Here is a 21,390-nt window from a genome sequence, read left to right on the forward strand (position 1 = left end):
CGGGGAATGCACAAGATATGCCAATCGGCAAGGATTCAGCTCACTTTTTTGGCATCAATTATGCTATGCCTATTGATATCAAATCCGGGTTGACTACCCTCTTTATAATCCAGTCCGCGCAGGCGGACTTTGTTTGTGTAGCTGCGATTTTAATCGCCTTATGTCAAAAAATCATGACTCACGCCCTTACAACTTAAGGCGATCGCAAACCAATGACAGCGCTGCACTCGGATAGGAGGCTGGCGACTGAAGATAAATAGGGGTTGATTTTTCTAGGTTGCGGTAGTATCTCTAGGAAGAGAATCATCCTCACGCGATCGCGAATAGAGTCTTGTTGTTTCCCTAATGATAAAAGCTTCAGGTTATGACTACATTAAACCCTACAATTCCCGTTGATTCCGAATACCTAAAGACTATAAGTATCTTTGAACTCATCCCTCAAGAAGTTCTTAAATGGATTAATAATTTATCCTGGGAAGAGCGACGCTATGTTTTATCACTGTGCCATTTAATCTGTACGGTTCCCTTAGAGAAACAAGCAGAATTTTTAGATAACTATACGGCAGACAGCTTAGTCTTAAAACTCCTCCAAGAGCAAGCCCCTAAAGATTGGGTAACTCGCTCGTTCAAAAAACTACATATTAATCAAAAACTAACCAATACTGTCTTAAAAGGCTATATTAAACAGTATTACGTTCATTCTGCCCAAGACTTACGCACCAAACCTGATCGCGACATCGAGTATTTAGAGTCTGTTCTCCATCTCATTAATGATCCCGAAGAACGAAATAATCTGTTTCATTACATCTTAGGTAGTGAAATTATCAAAATGCTTTTCCAAATGAGCTGGCTGCAACATGAGCGATTTTATCGTTTACAGAAAAATCAGGAATATTTTATTAACCATTATATTAAGCCCATTCAACATACCCATCGCTTGAATGGTCTGGTTGTCCCTAAAGACGAAACCCTTTTCTTTGCGAAGCGGGATTACTTTATCAAAAAGCCGGATATTAGAAACAAACAATTAACTGAATTACTAATGTTTACTTTTACGACCGCTCAAGTCAGTAACCTTGGCTTTTTTATTAGCCATAATCTTGATTTTGTTATGTTTGACTATGACTCTATTTTTAACTCAGAACCAGAATGCATTTTTCTTTGCTGATCGGACTTTTTTAAGAATTGTAATCAAAGCGAAGACGGAACAGATACAGCACTTTCCGCTCTTATGAGATACGTTTGATCCCCCTAAATCCCCCCTGCAACAAAAGCTCTCGCATCCTCTCTCCTCCCCCCGGCAACAAAAGTGAAACATCCTCTGTCCTCCCCCATGCAAAAAAAGCTCTCGCATCCTCTGTCCTCCGGGAACGAGGGGGGTAGGGGGACTTTAACGGTAGCAGGGTGTGTTAATACAGCCGTTACCCCTGTAAGCGATTAGTTGGCAGATCCGCAAAGATGCTGTTAAATTGATTATTTCCCCGACCGTGACCGCTAAAACCGTTGTTTATGATAGTTTCAACGATGCTAACCAAGAACTCGAACAGTCTAGAAGAAACTCAAGGGATTGGCGTCCTAGAGAAGATTACATTAGCTGTGAAAAAATGGGCAAATACTCTTCCCTCAGATCAGCGAAAGCATATTATGTCCCTTTGTTATTTAATGTGCGCGACGTCACCAGAAATACAAGCTGAGTTGACGGGTTTTTTAGATGATTATGTAGCTGATAGTTTGGTGGAGGAGATTTTGCAAGATCGAATCCGCCTTCAGCTAGTCACCAAGTATTTGCGAAAATTCTGTATTGAAAAAGAACTCAATCCTTTGGTGTTAAACAGCTATATCGAACAATTTTGTATTCATTCAGCACAAACCTTACAAAAAGAGCCCGAACTCTATTTAGAGTTTGTGCTGCGACTGATTAACAGTCCAGAAGAACGTCATAATCTTTTCAATTATATTTTGGGCTGTGAAGTGATCAAAATGATGTTTCAGATGAGCTGGCTACAACATGAGCGATTGTATCAGCTTCAGAAAAATCAAGAAAGTTTTATCCGAAGTTATATTAAGCCTATCCAATATTCTCATCGAATTAATGGAATTGTTGTACCGAAAAATGAAAACGTATTTTTTGCTAAGCGTGATTACTATATTAAGCAGCCCAATATTGCTGACAAGAAACTTATTGAATTAGTTTTATCTACTTTTACCCATCAAATAATCCTAAATTTAGGATTTTCAATAAGCTGTAATCTGGATTTTTTGACGTTTGACTATGACTATATCTATAGTAATGAGGAACCGGAGTGTATATTTTATGCCACTGTTTAAAAGTTTATGACTGCCAAAAATCCTTTGATGACCAGCAAGCTAAGAGTAGCGATAATGGTTACGGCTATAAGTAACCCTAGCAAAAGGCAGACCAGAAAAAACCAATCCGTCTGTTTTTCAGGTTGAGGACTATCCCAATACGTTTCCAGCAATTCGATATTTTTAGCATTTGCTTTCCAGGTTGCATCAGCAATATCGCCCACGATGGGAACAGAACCGATGACTGTATCCAAAAGAATATTAATAACCATTTGTCCTAATAGCGATCGCGGGATGCCTATCCGTGCTGCTTCGAGTACAATATAGGCAGAGAACGCTGTGCCTAAAAAGTCACCTGCCCCGGGTAACAAACCTAACACAGGATCTAGACCGAAACGCCATGATGTTCCCGGAATGGGAATGGCATTGTCGAGCAGATGGCTTAACCGACGCAGACGCCGGAGAGTAGACGTTTTGGAATTATGAGTCATTGGATTTTGGATTCGGATATCTCAGATATTGCTTTTAACTCAGGTTTCTCAATTGAGCGCTCTTTAGCCGCTTGCATTGCCTCTCCTACTGTAAGATTAAGTTGATCTCCTAATAAAACTACCAGAGATGTCATGTATAACCAAAGCTGTAAAACAATCACTGCCCCCAAAGCACCATAAATTTTGTGATAATTGCTGAAATTCGACGCCACGTAATTCCGAAACACGCCAGATACAATCGCCCATAATACGGCAGCTAAAACGGCTCCAGGTAGAATCGGGGTTCCCTGACGCCAGTGGCTGATGCCAAAGCGGTAGATAATCGCAAAGACGATCGCAACCAAGCTTAAGGCAATCAACCAACTTAAAAGCCGTAAGAGGGTCAACAAGATGACGACAATACTTTTATATTCCACCAAGTTGACCACCCAGTTACTAATAAACAAGATAAATGAGGCGATGAAGAGGAGTAAAACGCTACCTAGGGTTAACCCCATAGCAATTAACTTAGCTTTCCAAAAAGGTCGAGTTTTTTCTGAGGAAATTTGATTAATTTGGTCAAGGGCATTCATCGCCGCATTCAGCGCCCCGGAAGACACCCAAATTGCCATAATAAAGCTTAAGGAAAATAAACCGCGATTGTCTGTGAGGTTAATTCCTTCGGCAAAATTACGCATCAGTTCCATCGCCTGCTCTGGCGCGACTTCACCGAGTTGATCGGCTGGATTCGTCCAAGGGAAAAATTGTTTGAATAACTCAATCACGGTGAAAATCACCAAAATTGCGGGAAACAGGGCTAACATGGCGTTATATGCCATCTGAGACGACAAACTCAAGAGCCGATGTTTTAAGGCACGACTGACGGTGATTCTCAGGGTTGCCAGATTCAGATAACGAAAAAAATGTAAGAAACGGAGTAGACGGGGACGTAGCATAAAGAATGGGTGGGCTAGCAGTATCATTCACCCTTACTGTGCCAAATTTTTTGATCCTTAAATATAAACAGGAGTCAGTATAGGGATCTACACAACTCCCTATTTGTCCAGAAACCCCTACAGGAGCAGTCTGCGATGAGCAACGATGTCAGACAATGGTTAGCCGAAATCAAGGAACTGAAACAGCAACTCGCTGATAGTATTCGCGATCGCGATGCTGCTAATGAATCTGCGGCTAACTGGCGTCGCCTCTACAATACTGAAGCCCAGCAACGCCGCACTGAAGCCCGACTCGCCCAACAACAGATCGACGCCCTCACACTTGAAGTTCAGCAACTGCAACAGGAGAAGGCTCAATTCAAAGCTCAAGATCCCGACGCTACCTCTGCTATTGAACAGGAGGTGGCAAAACTGCAAACTTTAGAACAGGTGCAACAAAAACTGATCGAGGCGATGATGGAGCGCGATCGCCTGATCAATGCCTTAAAAATTGAGCAAGCCAATCACGCCCAAACCCGCAACAGCTTAACCGCAGTCATTGGCGATACAATTGACCAGTTGACCAAACAACGGGGTACGGCAGAAAAATGAGGGATTCATCATTCAGAATTCTCGGCTGATTCATGAAAAAGGTAACAATTTTGTAATCAGATCCCCACCTCCAGGCAGAGGCATGATTAGGTCTCTGGATAGAATAGCAAGGACTATCGAGAGAATCCCTTTCATCCTTAAGGAGTATTTTTCACCGGAACTTGCTTCTGTGAAGAAACCTTGATTTTTTAGTATAGCTCCTTAGTATAATTTACATTTCGGCTCATTTAATGAGATAATAGAATTGTGAGGTAAAGAACGGAAAAAACTTGAAAATAAAGGGGGAACTTATGAAACATAAGATTCTAGCAATGATAACCTTACTGACTCCCCTAGTGTTCGCTAGCTCCGTCAAAGCTGAAAATCCACTTCATGTGCAACAGTTATTATCCACTGGAGCCTGTGCAAACTGCGATCTATCGGGAGCCAATCTCAGAGGAGCCCATCTGATTGGCGCTGACTTAAGAGAGGCAAATCTGCAAGGTGCTAACCTGAGCCACGCAAACCTTGAAGGTGCTGATCTACGCGAGGCAAATTTGGCAGGGGCGAATTTGACAGGCGCTTTTGTCACCAATGCGGATATGAAAGAAGCGAATTTAAACCGGGTTGATTTTACAGAAGCCACGATTTACGATGCCAACGTCTATGGCGCATCAATGCAGGATATGACCATCAGTAATGCTGACATATTCTACACAGGCATCGGTGTAGGGGGTGAAGGAGCAGAAGACGTCGTTCCAGATTGGTATTAGTCAACTGACTCCTTTCCTGCTCTGAAATAGCAGAGTAAGCAAAGGTAACCCCGCAATGGTTTACCTTTGCTTTCATTTTCTCCTTAGTCCGCGTAGGCGGACTTTGTTTGTGTAGCAGCGATTTCAATCGCCTCCTCTTACTTCTCGCTGATTATGCTAAAACCTCTCCCACAGCTACCCTCATACCATTGACAAAATCCCAAGCAGACTGAGCGCGTTTACCCGCTAGCTTAACTTCGCGCAGTAGCAACAATCCTTCACCTGTTTGAATAATCGGTCCCATTCCCTTAATAATACTCACCACTTCTCCGGGATGCCCAGAGGCTTCCTTTACAGACAACCACTGTTGCTCCGAAATCTTGAAATCTGTAGGTAACTGGGGAAAGTAAGCCTCTCCCAGAGGGGCAGTTGCCAGGATTTTCAGGGATTGATCCCGAAATGAGGCGACACAATTCGGTATAAATCCTCTGATTTGATTGTGTATTTCTATGGCAGATTGTGACCAATCGACAGCATAATCCGACTTTTGAATCAAAGGTGCATAAGTAGCTTGGGAATTATCCTGGGCGATGGGTTGAACATCCCCTTGGTTTAGCTTCAGCAGCGTTTCGATTAACAAATCCGCCCCCAAATCTGACAGTCTTACAGCTAACTGATGGGCATCGTCTAATAGCCCAATGGGTGTGTGAGCCTTCAGTAACATCGGTCCCGTGTCCATTCCAGCATCCATAAGCATGGTAGTGATGCCAGTTTCAGTTTCACCCTGATACAAACACCACTGGATTGGGGCGGCTCCCCGGTATTTCGGCAACAGTGAACCATGGACATTCACACAGCCGAGTCTGGGCATATCGAGAATTTCTTGAGACAGAATCTGTCCATAAGCAACAACGACAAATACATCTGCCTCAGCTTGTTTGAGTTGGCTGAGGGTTTCTGTATGCTTTTTCACCCGTTTGGGTTGCCAGACGTGCAGTTGATGAGTTAGCGCCAAGGTTTTTATGGGTGAAGGAGATAGTTTATTTCCCCGCCCTCGACGTTTATCGGGTTGAGTTACTACACCCAGAACATTAAATTCTGAATGGTTGATTAAGCGTTCTAAAGTAGGTACAGCGAATTGAGGCGTACCGAAGAAAATAACGTTCATTTTAACTTTCAGGCAAAAACTGACGAATGACAAATGACGTAGCTTGCTTCTCGCGATAGCGAGTATGACGAATAACAATTTTACTCAACAGAAATTTCAATTCGGCGATTGCGTTGCTGATTCGCATCGGTATCATTTGCCACAAGGGGACGAATTTCACCATAACCGACAACTAACCAGCGGTAGTCATCCCCCAAAGCACGAGCGAAATATTGCTCCACAGCTTTAGCACGACGAAATGACAGTTCGCGATTGTCCTCAGGTTCACCCTGGCTATCTGTATGAGCGGCGATGCGGATGGTACTTGACGGATAGTTACGTAAATCTGCAATAATTTTGTCTAAAATCAAGCCTGCTTCTGGACGCAGTAGGCTGTTGTTGCCCTCAAATAAAACATCACTCGGTAACGTCACCTTCAAGGTTTGGCTAGAACCGAATGAGTCCGATGAAGCTGCCATTACAGTGGCATTCGGATTATTCCCATTGGATGTTGCTTCTTCAGGGGGAGGTTGAACGCCTTCAAGTTGCAGCGCGATCGCTTGCAATCGGGCTTCTAAGGATTCATTGGGGCGACTACTGCCCAGTTGGACTTCTAAGGTGGCAACTCCCTCACTCAATGATCGCAGTTGACCTTGCAGTTGGGTAAGCTGGGCTTGCACCTGTTGTCTCTGTACAGGAGTAAGTTGAGGTGGCGAACCTGTCGGTTCTGGTATCGATGTTGGGGTAGTATGGGGAGAAACGACTGGCATCTGCTCTTCAAAATGGCTTGCCATTTTGAGGAAAAAGGGTTTTTCTGGGTTGGTTCTGGGATAGAACGTGGCAAGGACAATGCCCAAAATTAGGGCTAAGCCGCCACTGACGCCCAATAATAGCACTCGGAATATAAAAACGAGAAACCAAGGGCGTTGAGACCTCACAGAGGCAGAAGTCGTTTTGTCTGCTGAATTAGCGGATTGAATCACCGATTTTCCTGAATTTTATTCAGACCTTAGAAGAATAACACCAATACATCCATTAATTCGATCATGCCACTTGCCAGAAGTTTATCACCACCTCTAACTAGACAAGGGAGACGGGGAGACGAGGGAAATGAGGGAAATGAGGGAGATGAGGGAGATGGGGGAGTTAACTCAAAACTCAAAACTTTTCCCTAATCCCTAATCTCCAGGCATAAGTGAAAACTTTCGTAAAAAGGTTGAGTTGTAGGGTTCCTTAGCTTGATATACATAGACTAAAGCACACTGCCATAGTTCCCAAAACGTTGCTCCTCACACAAGACGCACCGTTTAGCAACCTCACCTATATCGATGTTCAAAATAATAGTCCGCTTATTCAGATGGTTTTATTCACAACCATACCTGTTACTGTTCGCTCCTTGGCTACTGATGACTTCTAACGTATCTACCCAAGCTCAACAGGCTCATACGCCTGAACCCACCCATGTCCCTCTAGGAATAGATCCATCGGTGTCTTCTTCTCTAGCGAATCCCGACGTGACTGAAGAAACTGCTCCCGATATGATTGAGACCGTAGAGCAGAGTGATCCTCTCGATAGTCCTCATCCCGTCCCGTGGAATTGGGTGTTGACGACTCAAGCGGAACTAGCGGCGAGTGATACCGTTGGTTTACGCTACTACCGTAGCCAATCATTGATTTCTCCAGACGGTCAATATGCTGCCTATAGCCGCATTTCCATGCAAGGGCAACCTGAATTCTATCGTAGCCGGGTTACCAGCGTGATGTTCCTAGAAGATTTGCAGACCGGAGATTTGCAAACGCTTACGGCATCATCTCCCTTATCTGATAATCCTTTAGTCAGTAATGAAGATGCGGATATGCCAGGAACATTCGCCATTTTGCTCCCCGTGTCTTGGTCTCCGTCTAGCGATCGCCTTTTAGCAAGACAGTTTGAAGGGCTGTTCAGTACATCCTTTGCTTCGGATTATGCGGTGATTTGGGATCGCCAGAAAAATCGCACGTATACCGTCGCCCCTGAACCCATTGACTATACCCATGCTGTGTTATTGGGGTGGAGTCAAACCCATCCCGATCAGGTTCTGTTTCGCGTCGGTGAACTAGGTGAAGAGCGTTGGCCCGTGTTGTCCGTTGATTTCCAAGGTGAAACCAACCTCGCCTTTGACGACGAACCGATTGTGTACGGTCAAGTGGTTAACCAAGTTTGGACGGGACCGCAAGCACGTTGGTAAAGAGAAAAGAACGTTGGCACAAGCCATCTTAGCTGTAGGGGCAATTCATAAATTGCCTCTACTATTCTATTCAAGCGAAAGTGTCAGGGGGGGTAACCTGGGGATTGTCTATATTAGCCGTGTTACACTATCCAACCCAGTTTGCCCCATCCTAGACCAGCACGGCAGGAATTTTCAATGATGCCCATCATGTCTGGACGGGTAAGAATCAGATTATGATAACAGTTTGTAGTCAGTCATTTACCTGTTCCATAACCATCTGAATCCATGGGTCGTATTTGGTATTTTGTCCAAACGGTATTGGGGATTATTTTCCGCCATCCAGTCCTCGGTACAAGTATTATCCCTGTTTTACCTGATGGACAAATTGTACTGATTCGGCGTCGTGATAACGGAAAATGGGGATTACCTGGAGGGATGGTGGATTGGGGTCAAGACATTCCCACAACCGTGCGGCGGGAGTTGGCAGAAGAAACGGGACTAGAGTTGCTGGCAATTCGCCGATTGGTGGGAATCTACTCAGCCGCCGATCGCGATCCTAGAGTTCATTCGGTTTGTGTTGTAGTCGAAGCGGAGGTTCAGGGAACGATGCAGATACACGATGAGTGGGAAATTACGGCAGTTCAAGCCTTTAAGCGTTCAGCGATCCCGATGGGCAACCTGAGTCATGATCATGGGCGACAGTTGCAGGACTATTTTGATGGTAAAACCACTGTTGCCTAATTTTAAGTTTTGAGAGCTATACAGAGCCTGCTACTTTAAGTGTTGAGTTTGGAAACACCTGGCAACTAGGATGAATTTAACCTTACGGAATTCCCGAATTAAGCTACCTTTGGGGCAAGTCTTTTGGCGTGAAGTGGGACAAGGACCCACTCTTATATTTTTACACGGGTCTTGGAGCGATAGTAGTCAGTGGCTACCCCTAATTGAGTACCTCCATCAAGATTATCATTGCTTTGCCCTTGACTTATTAGGATTTGGTGACTCCCAAACGCCGAAACTGCACTACTCAATTCAGGTTGAGGTTGAGTGTTTGTTCAACTTCATTGAGGCGTTACACCTTCCCCAAGTTTACCTGATTGGTCATTCTTTAGGCGCTTGGATTGCCGCTAGTTATGCGTTGCGTCACCCGGAACAGGTTCAGGGATTAGTGTTATTAGCGCCTGAAGGCATTCGAGACGATGGAGACTGGAAAACTTGGCAGTGGCGGAAGTGGTTAGTCGGACGTCCTCCCCTTGCCTATACTATCCTGCGATCGCTCTTACCTCTGGCGCGGTTATTTGGGCGTCACAAAGATATTGAGAGAGCGTTAAAACAGCGACAACAATTGCTGCAATCCCCAACAGCTTGTCAATTGTTGTTCCGGCGACGGCGGGTGGAAATTCAAGGGGAATTATTACACGAACATCTACCCAAGTTAGACATCCCTACGCTGATTCTTCAAGGAAAACAAGACTCACTTGAAGTGATTGATCACGCTCAAGCTTATGCCAACCATAGCCCTAATACTAAATTACAGATGATTGACCAAGCTGGAAATGACCTAGCGGAAACCGTACCGGGAATTGTCGCTCAGCATATTGATTATTTTGTTAAATATCAGTAGAAGGGTAGGAGAGTAGGAGGCTAATACTCCCTTCCCAATAACTATGGGTATGATAGACGCACTTGCCCAGCCGGATTTGGTATCATTCATCATTTCATACAATGTCAATTGCTCCTTGGCGAGTTCCCCTATCTCGCGCCCTTCATCGCAACCGCAGCTTACCTTATGCTCGGTACTTTCAACTGGCAACTATTTGTCCAGATGGGTATCCGGCTAATCGCACGGTTGTGTTTAGGGGCTTTTTCGATAACTACTTAAAAATTATCACCGATTCGCGCAGCCAGAAAGTTAATCAAATTAATCCTAATCCTGGGGCAGAAATTTGCTGGTATTTTCCCAATACTCGCGAACAATTTCGGTTAAAAGGTCGGCTTATCCTGATAGGAGAAGATTATCCCGAAGTGACTTTAAAAAATGAGCGTCAAACAACCTGGCAAGGGCTTTCTGATGCAGCGCGTGTGCAATTTGCTTGGTCGAATCCGGGTAAACCCAGAGTAGAAGGTGATCCGGCGTTTTCCCAACCGCCACCTGATTCCGAGCAACCGTTGCCCAATTTCTGCCTCCTATTGCTCGAACCTGTAGAGGTTGATCACCTGGAATTGCGCGGTGATCCGCAAAACCGATGGCGTTATACTCAAGAGTGCGATCGCCAATGGAGTCAGCAAGCGATCAATCCCTGAATCTTTAAGCATAACCAAACCGCTTCTAGCGTCCTAACCGCCCTGGCGGTTGCTATATTTTATGGCTCTTTCAGACTAACTATGAGAAATTACTAGCAAAAATGCCGGATCGATTGTCAGGGTCAACCATTTGCAATAATAAAATACCCGTTGCAGTGACTCCCATCGATTGTCCCAAATCACCTAGCCCCCGTTCAAACCAGTAGGAAGGAATCACGCGAGGGGCGAGATAACTGTGACCACACCGCCCAAATGGATTCAGGGAAGACGCCATTGGCTAGGGGTGAATTGGGATCGGATCGCACCCAGAACCTGGGGTCCCAATACCAGCGCCACCAAACCCGCGACAATGGATTCGGGGATGTACAGCTTCTGTATCCAACGGATTTTTTGGTGAATGAACCGCCCCACTAGAATGAGGAGTGCTACCAAGATGAAGGCGAAAAAAGCATCTTTAAGGTTAAGCATGGAAAAACAAAGTATGCGTAATGTTTGATTTTATCCTGCCTTTCAGCCAGCCAATCGTTGTACTAGGTAGAATGGCACTGAAAATTTGCATTATAAGATCGCCAAAACCCTTGATATACCGTAGGGTGGGCTGAGCGAAGCCGAAGCCCACCAGCTTTAAGTCAGTGACATTCGTCTTAGGTATTCATGAAATCAGCGATTTAGTATGGGTATTGAGTTGAGTTTGTCAATGATCGCTACTCTTGGCAGGACTACCGGATCTGGTAAAATCGTCATAAAATTGAGGATTAAAAATTAACCAGTTTTTCTGTCATCTTGACCTCCCTCGCTAAAAATGCCTAGCCAAAAAGAAACAATTAAATGGGTTCAAACAATTCTTGCTCCTAGAAACCTCAGCCAGGTTGAGACAATTGTGTTAGATAGGGCGTTGTCAGGAAAATTATATCGAGAAATTGCTAAAGAAACGGGATATGACGCGGGTTACATCAAAGACATTGGCTCTCACCTTTGGCTGGCACTCTCTCAAAAATTAAATTGTAACATTAACAAGCGAAATATTGCGTTTATGTTAACGCAGTTTTCTCAAGGAAACACCGAACTCTATCAGCGAAAAACTCAACCGAATACCACAATAGCAGAATTCGACTTTCCCGGTCGCCCTCTTCCGGCTACGTCACCTTTATATATTGAGCGTCCCCCGACGGAAACCTTAGCGATTACCACCCTTCATCAAACCGGGAGTCTGATGCGCCTGAGGGCGCCACAACGGATGGGCAAAACCTCTTTAATTCATCGTCTGTTTGACATTGCTCATCAGCAGGAAATGCAAACAGTTTTAGTCAATGTCCAACAGGCAGAACCCGCCAGTCTCAATGATTTAGAGCAATTTTTGCAATGGATTTGTTGGGCGACTAGCCAACAGTTGAACTTAGAGCCAAAATTTGATGACTATTGGTTTGAAGGGGCTGGGAGTAAAATGAGTTGCACGGTTTATATGCAAGAGTATTGCCTCAATGCGGTTGACACGCCTGTAGTCATTGCCTTTGACAAGGTGCATACCCTGTTTGACTATCCCGATTTAGCCAGTCAATTCTTCTCGATGTTGCGTTATTGGTATGAACAAGCCCGCACCCCAGGAAATTGGCAAAAATTACGGTTAATTCTTGCCTATTCCATCGAATTAACCTTAGGGATTCAGCCCCACCAATCTCCCTTTAATGTCGGAATTTCGTTAAACTTGCCCCCCTTAACCCGCCCTCAAATTAGCGAATTAGCGCAGCGTTATCAACTGGAGCAAGTCGGGATAGAAACCCTAGATCCTTTAGTCGCTCTAGTCGGGGGTCATCCTTACTTACTCCAATTAGCGTTTTACTGGTTACGTTCCGGCTATTTATCACTAGAACAACTCTTAGCAGAAGCTCCTACAGCTAAAGGTATCTATGGGGAATATTTAGAGCAACTGTGGATGATATTGGCACAGGATAAACAGTTAGAGCAAGCCTTTTATCAAGTCTTATCGAGTTCCCAGCCAATTCCCCTAGATGCTGAAACAGCTCATCGTTTAGAAGGACTGGGTTTGGTGCAACTGCAAGGGCTGATGGCAAGTCCCCCCTGTGAACTCTATCGCAACTATTTTTTGAGCCATTATTCCGAGTCAAAAACTTGCCAAAACCTTTGATATAGCGTAGTGGCGTGGCACACCTTAATTGGTGGATTAGACTTGTAGGGGCGCAAGGACCTGCGCCCGGTTTAACTGACTTTAAAGTTTGTAGTAAGCGCTTTAGCGCTTCTGGCACTAAAGTGCCGACTACGAACCCAAAGTCAGCGGCATTCAGATTAACCCGGTGGACAAAGTTGTTGTTCTTTATCCGTAACTTGGGAATTCGTGCGAAGATAATCCTTAACCCAATCGCAAGCATAGTTTAACGCTTGCAGGTTTAAAATGTTGGCAATATTCCAAAACACCACCGCCTTATCATCTCCGGCTGAAGCCAACACCTGTCCATCGGGACGAAAGGCGAGGCTGCGAACCCCTGACGTATGACCGTTGAGGGTAGCTAATAATGTCCCATCCATCCTCCAGAGTTTCACCGTTTCATCAATGCTAGCCGTCGCTGCTAAAGCACCATCGGGACTAAACGCCACCCCCCAAACCGCCGCCTGATGTCCCGTTAAGGTTGTGACTAAAGTTCCATCCTTGCGCCAAATTTTCGCCGTTTTATCCCCACTCCCAGAGATCAGATAGTCCCCATCGGCACTAAATGCCACGCGCCACACGGCTGAATCATGGTTGAGTGTGTGCAGTAACTTGCCCTCTCGACTCCAGAGTTTCACCGTACCATCATTCCCAGCGGTGGCAAACTGACTGCCATCGGGACTATAGCGAATATCCCAAATCGGGGCAGAATGACCTAACCAACCTGTCAGCTTTTTACCCTGGGTATTCCAGCGATAGATATAAGCCGAGGCGGTGGCTGAGACGATTTCCTCGCCACTGGGATGCCAATCAGCCCCCATGACCACCTCATCATGATCCTGAATCGTTTGCAAAATGGTTCCATCTAGCTGGCGAATTTCGATCGTCTGATCCATTCCCGTCGATAACACCAACTCTTGGGTTGGATGCAATGACAAATTCCTGACGACTGCCTGTTGAGAATCCAGAGATTTAATGGTTAAATCAGAGGTTGAAGTTAACACTAAATTATCTTGATCCCCAGTCGTCACTAAGCGTTGTCCATCATGGCTGTAAATCGCCTTTAATGCTTTTCCCCCCGCTCCGTGTACAGTTTGATGGAACGGATGGTGAATCTGCCACAGCAGAACTGTATTATCCGCGCCAGTTGACGCCAGCATCTTGCCATCGGGACTAAAGGCGACGCCCCAAATAGCGGATTGATGCCCTTTGAATGTGTTGAGTAACGTACCGTGACGAGTCCACAACGACAGGGTTTTGTCGTGGCTACCCGCCACAAAGGTTTGCCCATCGGGATTAAAATCCATATCCAAAATGCCCGCACTATGATGAGTCAAGGTTTTCAGCAATGTACCATCCTTGCGCCACAGTTTAATCGTTTGATCTTGGCTAGCTGTTACCAATCGTTCTCCATCAGGACTAAAGGCAAGCGCATTAATTTCCGCCTGATGAGCATTGATGATCTGTTGTCGTTGTTCATCTGGATGGAAAAGGGTTACGGTACCGTCATTTCCGCCGATAGCAATTAGATTCCCCTGGGGATTGTACTTCACCGATAATCCCCCGGATGGCGTAATCTTGAGGTGTTCGATAGGAGACCCATCAATTTGCCAAAATTCCATGATACTGGGACGCCCAACCGCCACCAAGGTTTGTCCATCGGGACTAAACGCTAAATCCCAGATTGCCTTTAAATGGGTTTTAATTGTGCGTTTTAATCTGCCAGAGGGAGTCCACAGGTGAATGTAGCCATCATCTGCCCCCGTCGCCAGTAGTTCACCATCCGGGGTAAATTTGACCACTCGAATCGTCGCTTCATGTGCCTTAAATGTCGAGAGCAGCTTTCCGTCTCGATTCCACAATTTAAGCATCGTATCGACTCCCGCCGTGGCGATGGTTTGTCCATCAGGACTAATATCAACGGTGAGAACGGCTGCTTCATGTCCATCCAAACGGTTGCGCTGATGAATATTTAACACCACTCGTTCTAAAATTGCATCGGCTTGAGATTGCACGACAGGATTCACCCGTTGCCAGCCCTTGAGTTGCTGTTTGCCACGAATGGCTTGTAATAAGGCTTCAAAGGGTTGATCTGAGGCAAATAAGGCTTCAGCCGTTTGGATAATGGCTTCGGCTTCCCGCACCGATGCCCGACGATATTGATACCAAGCAAAAATTCCTAATCCAGCCGCAATCACTAAGGCACCGCTCACCCCTGCTAATAACAGGCGCTGTCGTTTCAAACTGCGTTGCTGTTCTTGGTTGCGCTGATGTTCAATAGCTAGACGGGCTTCCACTTCTTGGAGACGGGCGGCTTCCGCTTTGGCTAGGCTTTCTTGACGTTCTAAGGCTTGACTGGCGGATAGAAAACGGTAGTCTAAATCGCTGAGGCTTTGATTTTTACCCCAGATTAACATCTCTTGTAAGGCTTGTCCCCGTAATAACCAAGAGTCATCGCTACAATTTGAGGCAACCCAGCCGTTTAAGGCTTGGGAGTAGGGACGTAATTGATTAAATTGGGCTTGAATCCAGTCCCGATTAAAGATGGTTTGATAAATTGGGTTTTTGACCTGTAATTTTCCGTTTCGTTTCGCCACTAATCCCGATAGTCGTAATTCCGTTTGTTCGGGACTGTCATCACTAATAATGCCGTCTTGGTCTAAAATCTGTTGATATAAGCCTAATAAGCGTCCGGCGCGTTGTTCGTCATAGAGTAGACGATTGCGAATGGTGCGGAGATGTTCGGGATTGTCTTGGGATTCCCAATGGTCAATAATCTGGGTTTTGACGATTTCTGCAATCCATTGGTTTTCTGTACCCGGAGGAAGACTCAGATTGGATTCGGTTGCCATTGTACTCAACTCAACCACCCGTTGACAGAGTTTTTGAGTTAATAACGGTTGACCGCCACTCCAATGGAGAATCGCGTTGAGAATCTCTTTGGGATTGGGTAGATAATCCGGGAAATATCGCAGCAGGGGATAGGCTTCTTCTAAGTGAAAGTCGTTTAAATCAATTGCCTGACCAATATTAAACGGGGTACGAGTGCGATCGCGAATTAAATCTGATGGGGTGGCGACACCAAATAATGCCCAGGTTAACCATTGATAGGTGGCGTGATTCTGGCGTAATTCGTGACAATACCGAATAAAGCCAAAGAAATCATTCACTGGAAAGGATAAGCTGAGAATTGTATCAATTTCATCGACAAAGATAAACAGTCGGGTTTGGGGGAGTTGGGCAAGTATCTCATCCATTAACAGCCCCAATTGTTGCACCATCGGCAAGGTTTCCCAGTCTTGCCAGCGTTTTTTGAGGGGAATTTTACCCAAAAGCTGAAGTTCACTAACAATTGCCAACATAATGCCCCGATACCACTGCTGATGACTCACCTGTTCACTACCCAGTTGAGTCATATCTAAATAGACACAGCGATAGCCTTGTTCGTGTAACTGTTGCTGGATTCTGACTCGGAGGCTGGATTTGCCCATTTGTCGGGCATTGAAGACATAGCAGAATTCTCCCTGGAAGAGGGCATCATAGAGAATGCGATCGGCTCGACGCTCAATATAAGTAGCGTTATCTACAGTGAGACTTCCCCCCACCTGATAGGGATTATGGCTCATATTCATGGATTTAGATATATTATTTTATTACTTTAGTTATTTTAAGCTGAAGGTAATAAAATAATAGTCAAAAACGGGAATAGGGAACACCTCGAATCTGAGCAAGTTGAGAAAAATAAAATAACTATGCCCTATGCCCTATGCCCTATTCCCTATCCTCAAAAATTTTAATCTGTTTTCATTATGAATCCCTCCAAAGAAAATTTACCTTTTATCTTTCTTCGCTTGTCGCCAGTAAACTCGGCTCTCCCTCAAAATTTTATAATAACTTTCTTTAGATTTAAAGACAACATTATAGTTATCCTTTAAATACCTTTTTAATGCCGATACATTACAGTTGATTGAGCGATTTATCCACCGATAAATTTCGGCTTTTTGTGTAGGCGTTAGATAACCTTTTGACCCCTTGTATTGAAGTTTAATCCCGTCGAGTCCTCTGGCAGTGTATTGTCTTTGAGATTTAGCGATAAAACCAATAGAGACTCCTAGTTTATTGACTATTTCTTGGTAGCTGATTCCTAATAATCTCAGTTTTACTGCTTCAGCCCTTTTGCATTCTCTCACATCTTGACTTTTAAAGATAAAGTCGTTCAATTGATTGATTCTTTCTGTTTTAGTAACGTGACTCGTATATTGAAATTTCTGTTGGTGTTTTACTGGAATAGAAAAATTAAGCTTCATGACAAATTGCAAGGCTAGGTGAAATTGTTCGATAGTATTTAGTAAGCCCCTTTGAGCGGTTAATTTTATTTAATTAATGCACACATTTCTGTATTTCTGTCCCAATCGGAACAGAAACATACCTTTAACCTTGATTCAAAGGGAATTAAACTGTGTTCACACAGACCCCATCCGACTACTTCATCCGAAAGGGGTATTCAATACAAAGCAAGCAATTGGAAGTGATAATGTAATAGTTAGTTACCCTTTCAGTATCCAGACAACGATCGAGCTAATTATTGGTGTCGTCTGGATAGTCAGCCTGAATTTTAAGGCTGATACTTTTAATCTGCTATACGTCTATCAATGTATCATGTTCGATTCCGATGAAAAAGTCAGAAAGGTAAGGTATTTATTTCAATGAAGGTCAGAAATGTCATATTTTGAGGTCATTATTTTTATTTTGACAACTTTGGCGAATTGCTATAAGCTAAATAAATTAGGTTATATTTATTATTCCCATAGTTGCCAGAGTTCTTTTCGTCGCAAGTCCATATTGTTTGGTATTCAGAAAAGCCAAATACAATCAAATGCAACAAACAGTTGGCGGCAAATACTCAAAACAGGTTCATGACTATCAATGCAACTAGCCAATATTTTCCGAGACAGGTAAAAATTTTGCTGATTGACGATAGGGTCGAAAATCTGAAACCGATTTCAGACTGTTTACAAAATACTGGCTATGAGGTGCGAATCGCCAAGAGTGGTATCAAAGGCTTGAAACTTTTAGAACAGCTAACTCCAGATCTGATAATACTGGATGTCATAATGCCAGAAATGGATGGATTTGAAACTTGCCGTCATCTCAAAACCTGGGAGAAAACCAAAGATATCCCGGTCATTTTTATGACCGCAGCAATGGATACATCGAATTCTGAGGCGAAAGTCAAAGGCTTATCGTTAGGGGCGGTTGATTACATCACTAAACCGATTCAAGTCGATGAGGTATTAGCCCGGATTAAGACTCACCTGCATCTCCGTTTCTTAACCTTGCAACTGCAACAACAGAATATCCGACTGCAACAAGAAATTCGCGATCGCCAACAAGCCGAAGCAGCGTTAGCGGCACAAACGCGACGGTTAGCCTTGCGTTCCGATATCGGATTAGCCTTAAGTCAGGAAACTGAGTTATCGGCGATGCTGTTTCGCTGTACTCAAGCCTTAGTTGAACATTTAGATATCAAATTTGCCCAAATTTGGACGCTAAACTCACAGGACAATATCCTGGAGTTGCAAGCTTCAGCAGGATTATACACCCATACTGACGGGACTCACGCTCAAGTCTCAGTGGGTGATTCAATCATTGGTTACATTGCCAGTCAACGCCAACCTTACCTGAGTAATGATATCGCTAATGATCCCAACATCAGTGATCCCGAATGGGCAAGACGGGAAGGAACAGTATCCTTTGCAGGTTATCCCCTGATTGTGGAAGCGGAACTTGTGGGCGTGATGGTACTGTTTTCCCGTCATCCTTTCAGTCAAACCACCCTGGATACCTTAGCCTCTATTACCAATGAAATCGCGGTGGGAATTGAACGCCAACAACTTGAACAAGCCTTGCAAGAGTCCCAGCGCTGGTTAAAGGCAATTAATGAGGCGAATCCGAATATTATCTATGTTCATGATTGGGTAGAAAGACGCAATGTCTATACCAATCGAGAAATCTATGAAATTTTAGGCTATACCCCCGCAGAAATTCAAGACATGGGGAACCAAGTTCTCTCGATGCTGATGCACCCGGATGATTTGGACATCATTTGGGATCATCAACGCCGGATTAAATATGCCCAGATCGGTGATGTGTTTGAGTTAGAGTATCGGATGCGCCACAAAAATGGGGAATGGCGTTGGTTATTTTCCCAAGAAACGGTGTTTAAACAGAATACAGACGGGACAACTCGACAAACCCTAGGTGCAGCGATTGATATTAGCGATCGCAAACAAATCGAACTTGCATTACGACAATCAGAAACCCGAGAACGACAAAAAGCCCAGGCGCTACAAGCAACCCTAAAAAAATTAAAACGCACCCAAGCCCAGCTAATCCAAACCGAGAAAATGTCTAGTTTAGGACGAATCGTTGGAGGGATCGCCCATGAAATTAACAACCCCGCTAATTTTATCTACGGCAATATTACCTATGCCCGCGCCTATTTCCAAGATCTATTAAAACTTGTACAACTGTACCAAAAAACCTATCCCGAACCCACGGCGGAGATTCATCAACTGAGTAAGGAAATTGATTTAGAGTTTCTGGTTGAAGATTGGCATAAGCTGATCCAATCTATGGAAATTGGCATTGTACGCATCGAGAAAATTGTGCGATCGCTTAAAAGCTTTGCCAAATTGGATGAAGCCCATTTAAAACCCGTTGATATTCATGAATGTATTGACAATACCCTATTTATCTTACAGTCTAGACTTAGATCTGAAGGCAATCGCCCAGAAATTAAGGTTATTAAGCATTATGGTCAACTTCCGCCAGTTACGTGTTATGCCAGTCTGCTAAACCAGGTCTTTTTCAATCTCTTCGATAATGCAATTGAAGCCTTAGACTATCAACCAGTCACTCGGTCAATTACTATCAAAACTGAACTCTCTACTCCTAACTCTACACTGCCTCAATCTATCATTATTCAGATTAAAGATAACGGAATTGGTATGAGTGACAAGGTACGTCAGCATATCTTTGAGCCGTTTTTCACCACAAAACCTGTAGGAAAAGGCACGGGGTTAGGATTAGCTGTAAGTCATCAGATTGTAGTTGAAAAACATAAGGGCGAAATTAGCTGTAGTTCGGCTTTAGGTCAAGGTAGTGAATTTATTATTAAAATCCCTAGAATACTAACAACAAAAAAAGACACGTTAGTGCAAAGCGTTAATCGGCATTTAATAAACACTTTTTAAACGGAAGTTTAATAATCATCTCCGTCCCGACATTCGGTTGAGACATACACTCCAATTCACCGCCATGTTGCTTCACCACGATTTGATGGGCAATGGATAGCCCTAATCCTCTGCCTTGACCGACAGGTTTTGTCGTAAAAAATGGATCAAATATTCGAGGTTTTACACTGTCGGCTATGCCAATTCCATTATCAATAATGCAAATAATTACTTGATAGTTGTTTTGTAAAGTTGTTTTAATTTTAATAGTTGGAATGGTTTGAGGTGAATAATTGCTTTCTATCTCTATCTCTTTGTTTATTTCTAAAGCATCAATAGCATTATTAATAATGTGAAGAAAAACCTGATTCAGTTGTCCTGGATGGCATTCAAATGGAGGAAGTTCGCCGTATTCTTTGATGATTTGAATCCCCGGCTGTCCGGCGGAAGTGGATAAGCGGTGTTGGACTAGAAAAAGAGCGCTTTCTATTCCTTCATGAAGATCTACGGGTTTCCGTTCAGCTTCATCGAGCCGAGAAAATTTCCGCAAGGATAACACCAGTTCTCGCAAGCGTTCAGTACCCACTTTCATCGAGGCTAATACATTGGGAAAATCTTGGCTCAAAAAGTCAAACTGCACCTCGGTTATTTTATTTTGCAGATAAGAGCTAGGATTAGGATATTCCTGTTGATAGCATTCAACTAGATCTAACAAGTCTTGGGTATAATCCTCAATGTGGGATAAGTTGCCATGAATGAAGGTAACGGGGTTATTAATTTCATGAGCAATTCCAGCGATCATCTGACCCAAGCTGGACATTTTTTCACTCTGAATTAATTGAGATTGAGTTTGCTTGAGATGGTGGAGGGCTTGTGAGAGTTGTTGGTTTAATTGACGCAGCCGCAATCCCGAACGAACCCTGGCTTGCAATTCACTGGGTTCAATGGGTTTTGAGAGAAAATCATCCGCCCCCGAATCTAACCCTTGGACGCGATCGGCAACTTGTTCACGGATCGTGATTAGAATTAAAAAAATGGTGGCTAATTGTGGATCTGCCTTGATCCGACGGCACAGTTCTAAGCCATCGAGTTTTGGCATCATCCAATCGCAGATGATTAAATCAGGTTGAAATTCTTGGGTTTTTTGGAGTGCCGCTTCTCCATCATCCGCTAGCAGAACGTCATGACCTTCACTCTCTAACAACTCTTGGAGAATGATTTGGACGGTTATATCATCATCAACAGCGAGGATTTTTGCCATGGTTATTTGTTAGG

The 21,390-nt window shown here is 44.1% G+C and carries 18 protein-coding genes and 1 pseudogene; 10 read left to right on the forward strand and 9 right to left on the reverse strand.

From position 1 onward, the window contains the following. Positions 1-364: 364 nt before the first annotated feature. Positions 365-1,168 carry a hypothetical protein gene (locus RH949_RS00665; RefSeq protein WP_006099863.1) on the forward strand — a complete coding sequence of 268 codons (804 nt, stop codon included), beginning with the start codon at positions 365-367 and terminating at the stop codon, positions 1,166-1,168. Positions 1,169-1,524: 356 nt separating this feature from the next. Next, the gene (locus RH949_RS00670; RefSeq protein ID WP_044205812.1) at positions 1,525-2,328 is read left to right on the forward strand and encodes a hypothetical protein; all 804 of its coding nucleotides are present in this window, start codon (positions 1,525-1,527) and stop codon (positions 2,326-2,328) included. On the opposite strand, the gene RH949_RS00675 is transcribed toward RH949_RS00670, so the two are convergent. Together RH949_RS00675 and RH949_RS00680 are read right to left on the reverse strand one after the other, a co-directional pair. Beyond that, positions 2,325-2,798 (reverse strand): DUF4112 domain-containing protein, encoded by a 474-nt coding sequence (locus RH949_RS00675; RefSeq protein WP_006099891.1) that lies wholly within the window; start codon positions 2,796-2,798, stop codon positions 2,325-2,327. The genes RH949_RS00670 and RH949_RS00675 overlap by 4 nt on opposite strands. Then, on the reverse strand, positions 2,795-3,760 hold the full coding sequence (locus RH949_RS00680) for a YihY/virulence factor BrkB family protein (RefSeq protein WP_446351618.1): 966 nt from the start codon (positions 3,758-3,760) through the stop codon (positions 2,795-2,797). The genes RH949_RS00675 and RH949_RS00680 overlap by 4 nt, the downstream gene beginning before the upstream one ends. Before the next feature lie 108 nt (positions 3,761-3,868). On the opposite strand from RH949_RS00680, the gene RH949_RS00685 reads away from it, so the two are divergent. Continuing rightward, the gene (locus tag RH949_RS00685) at positions 3,869-4,324 is read left to right on the forward strand and encodes a hypothetical protein (protein WP_006099866.1); all 456 of its coding nucleotides are present in this window, start codon (positions 3,869-3,871) and stop codon (positions 4,322-4,324) included. Between the two features lie 290 nt (positions 4,325-4,614). After that, positions 4,615-5,076 carry a pentapeptide repeat-containing protein gene (locus RH949_RS00690; RefSeq protein ID WP_446351619.1) on the forward strand — a complete coding sequence of 154 codons (462 nt, stop codon included), beginning with the start codon at positions 4,615-4,617 and terminating at the stop codon, positions 5,074-5,076. A gap of 151 nt (positions 5,077-5,227) precedes the next feature. Here RH949_RS00690 and fmt read toward each other — a convergent pair whose 3' ends face one another. Next, entirely contained in the window at positions 5,228-6,223 is a 996-nt protein-coding gene (gene fmt / locus RH949_RS00695; protein ID WP_446351620.1) for a methionyl-tRNA formyltransferase, read from the reverse strand. A gap of 80 nt (positions 6,224-6,303) precedes the next feature. After that, on the reverse strand, positions 6,304-7,185 hold the full coding sequence (locus RH949_RS00700) for an OmpA family protein (protein ID WP_006099766.1): 882 nt from the start codon (positions 7,183-7,185) through the stop codon (positions 6,304-6,306). A gap of 423 nt (positions 7,186-7,608) precedes the next feature. Between RH949_RS00700 and RH949_RS00705 the strand changes: the two genes are divergently transcribed. The 4 genes from RH949_RS00705 to RH949_RS00720 all read left to right on the forward strand — a co-directional run bounded on the left by RH949_RS00705 (position 7,609) and on the right by RH949_RS00720 (position 10,716). Next, a complete protein-coding gene (locus RH949_RS00705) occupies positions 7,609-8,430 on the forward strand; it encodes a hypothetical protein (RefSeq protein ID WP_446351621.1) in 822 nt (273 codons plus the stop codon). Between the two features lie 267 nt (positions 8,431-8,697). Beyond that, on the forward strand, positions 8,698-9,153 hold the full coding sequence (locus RH949_RS00710; protein WP_006099885.1) for an NUDIX hydrolase: 456 nt from the start codon (positions 8,698-8,700) through the stop codon (positions 9,151-9,153). 70 nt (positions 9,154-9,223) lie between these two features. After that, positions 9,224-10,036 carry an alpha/beta fold hydrolase gene (locus tag RH949_RS00715; RefSeq protein WP_006099797.1) on the forward strand — a complete coding sequence of 271 codons (813 nt, stop codon included), beginning with the start codon at positions 9,224-9,226 and terminating at the stop codon, positions 10,034-10,036. 101 nt (positions 10,037-10,137) lie between these two features. Then, positions 10,138-10,716, forward strand: coding sequence for an Npun_F5749 family FMN-dependent PPOX-type flavoprotein (locus tag RH949_RS00720; protein ID WP_006099769.1), 579 nt, complete (start codon positions 10,138-10,140; stop codon positions 10,714-10,716). Between the two features lie 91 nt (positions 10,717-10,807). Here RH949_RS00720 and RH949_RS00725 read toward each other — a convergent pair. After that, positions 10,808-10,948: pseudogene (locus tag RH949_RS00725) on the reverse strand (sodium:glutamate symporter); the annotation flags it as partial. Positions 10,949-10,974: 26 nt separating this feature from the next. Beyond that, entirely contained in the window at positions 10,975-11,184 is a 210-nt protein-coding gene (locus RH949_RS00730; protein ID WP_044205817.1) for a sodium/glutamate symporter, read from the reverse strand. A 334-nt stretch (positions 11,185-11,518) separates the two neighbouring features. On the opposite strand from RH949_RS00730, the gene RH949_RS00735 reads away from it, so the two are divergent. Continuing rightward, positions 11,519-12,862: an AAA-like domain-containing protein gene (locus RH949_RS00735; protein WP_446351622.1), complete on the forward strand. Its 1,344-nt coding sequence runs from the start codon at positions 11,519-11,521 to the stop codon at positions 12,860-12,862. A gap of 158 nt (positions 12,863-13,020) precedes the next feature. Here the strand turns inward: RH949_RS00735 and RH949_RS00740 are convergent, their stop codons facing one another. Together RH949_RS00740 and RH949_RS00745 are read right to left on the reverse strand one after the other, a co-directional pair. Then, on the reverse strand, positions 13,021-16,506 hold the full coding sequence (locus tag RH949_RS00740; protein ID WP_446351623.1) for a WD40 domain-containing protein: 3,486 nt from the start codon (positions 16,504-16,506) through the stop codon (positions 13,021-13,023). Between the two features lie 204 nt (positions 16,507-16,710). After that, positions 16,711-17,187 carry a helix-turn-helix domain-containing protein gene (locus RH949_RS00745; protein WP_157453087.1) on the reverse strand — a complete coding sequence of 159 codons (477 nt, stop codon included), beginning with the start codon at positions 17,185-17,187 and terminating at the stop codon, positions 16,711-16,713. A gap of 609 nt (positions 17,188-17,796) precedes the next feature. On the opposite strand from RH949_RS00745, the gene RH949_RS00750 reads away from it, so the two are divergent. After that, complete coding sequence (locus RH949_RS00750; protein ID WP_006099821.1) at positions 17,797-20,136, forward strand: response regulator; 2,340 nt, start codon at positions 17,797-17,799, stop codon at positions 20,134-20,136. Here RH949_RS00750 and RH949_RS00755 read toward each other — a convergent pair. Beyond that, positions 20,108-21,376 (reverse strand): sensor histidine kinase, encoded by a 1,269-nt coding sequence (locus RH949_RS00755; RefSeq protein ID WP_446351624.1) that lies wholly within the window; start codon positions 21,374-21,376, stop codon positions 20,108-20,110. The genes RH949_RS00750 and RH949_RS00755 overlap by 29 nt on opposite strands. Positions 21,377-21,390 lie beyond the last annotated feature (14 nt).

Origin of the sequence: Coleofasciculus sp. A1-SPW-01 (assembly GCF_040217205.1) — a bacterium.
Classification (GTDB): domain Bacteria; phylum Cyanobacteriota; class Cyanobacteriia; order Cyanobacteriales; family Coleofasciculaceae; genus Coleofasciculus; species Coleofasciculus chthonoplastes_A.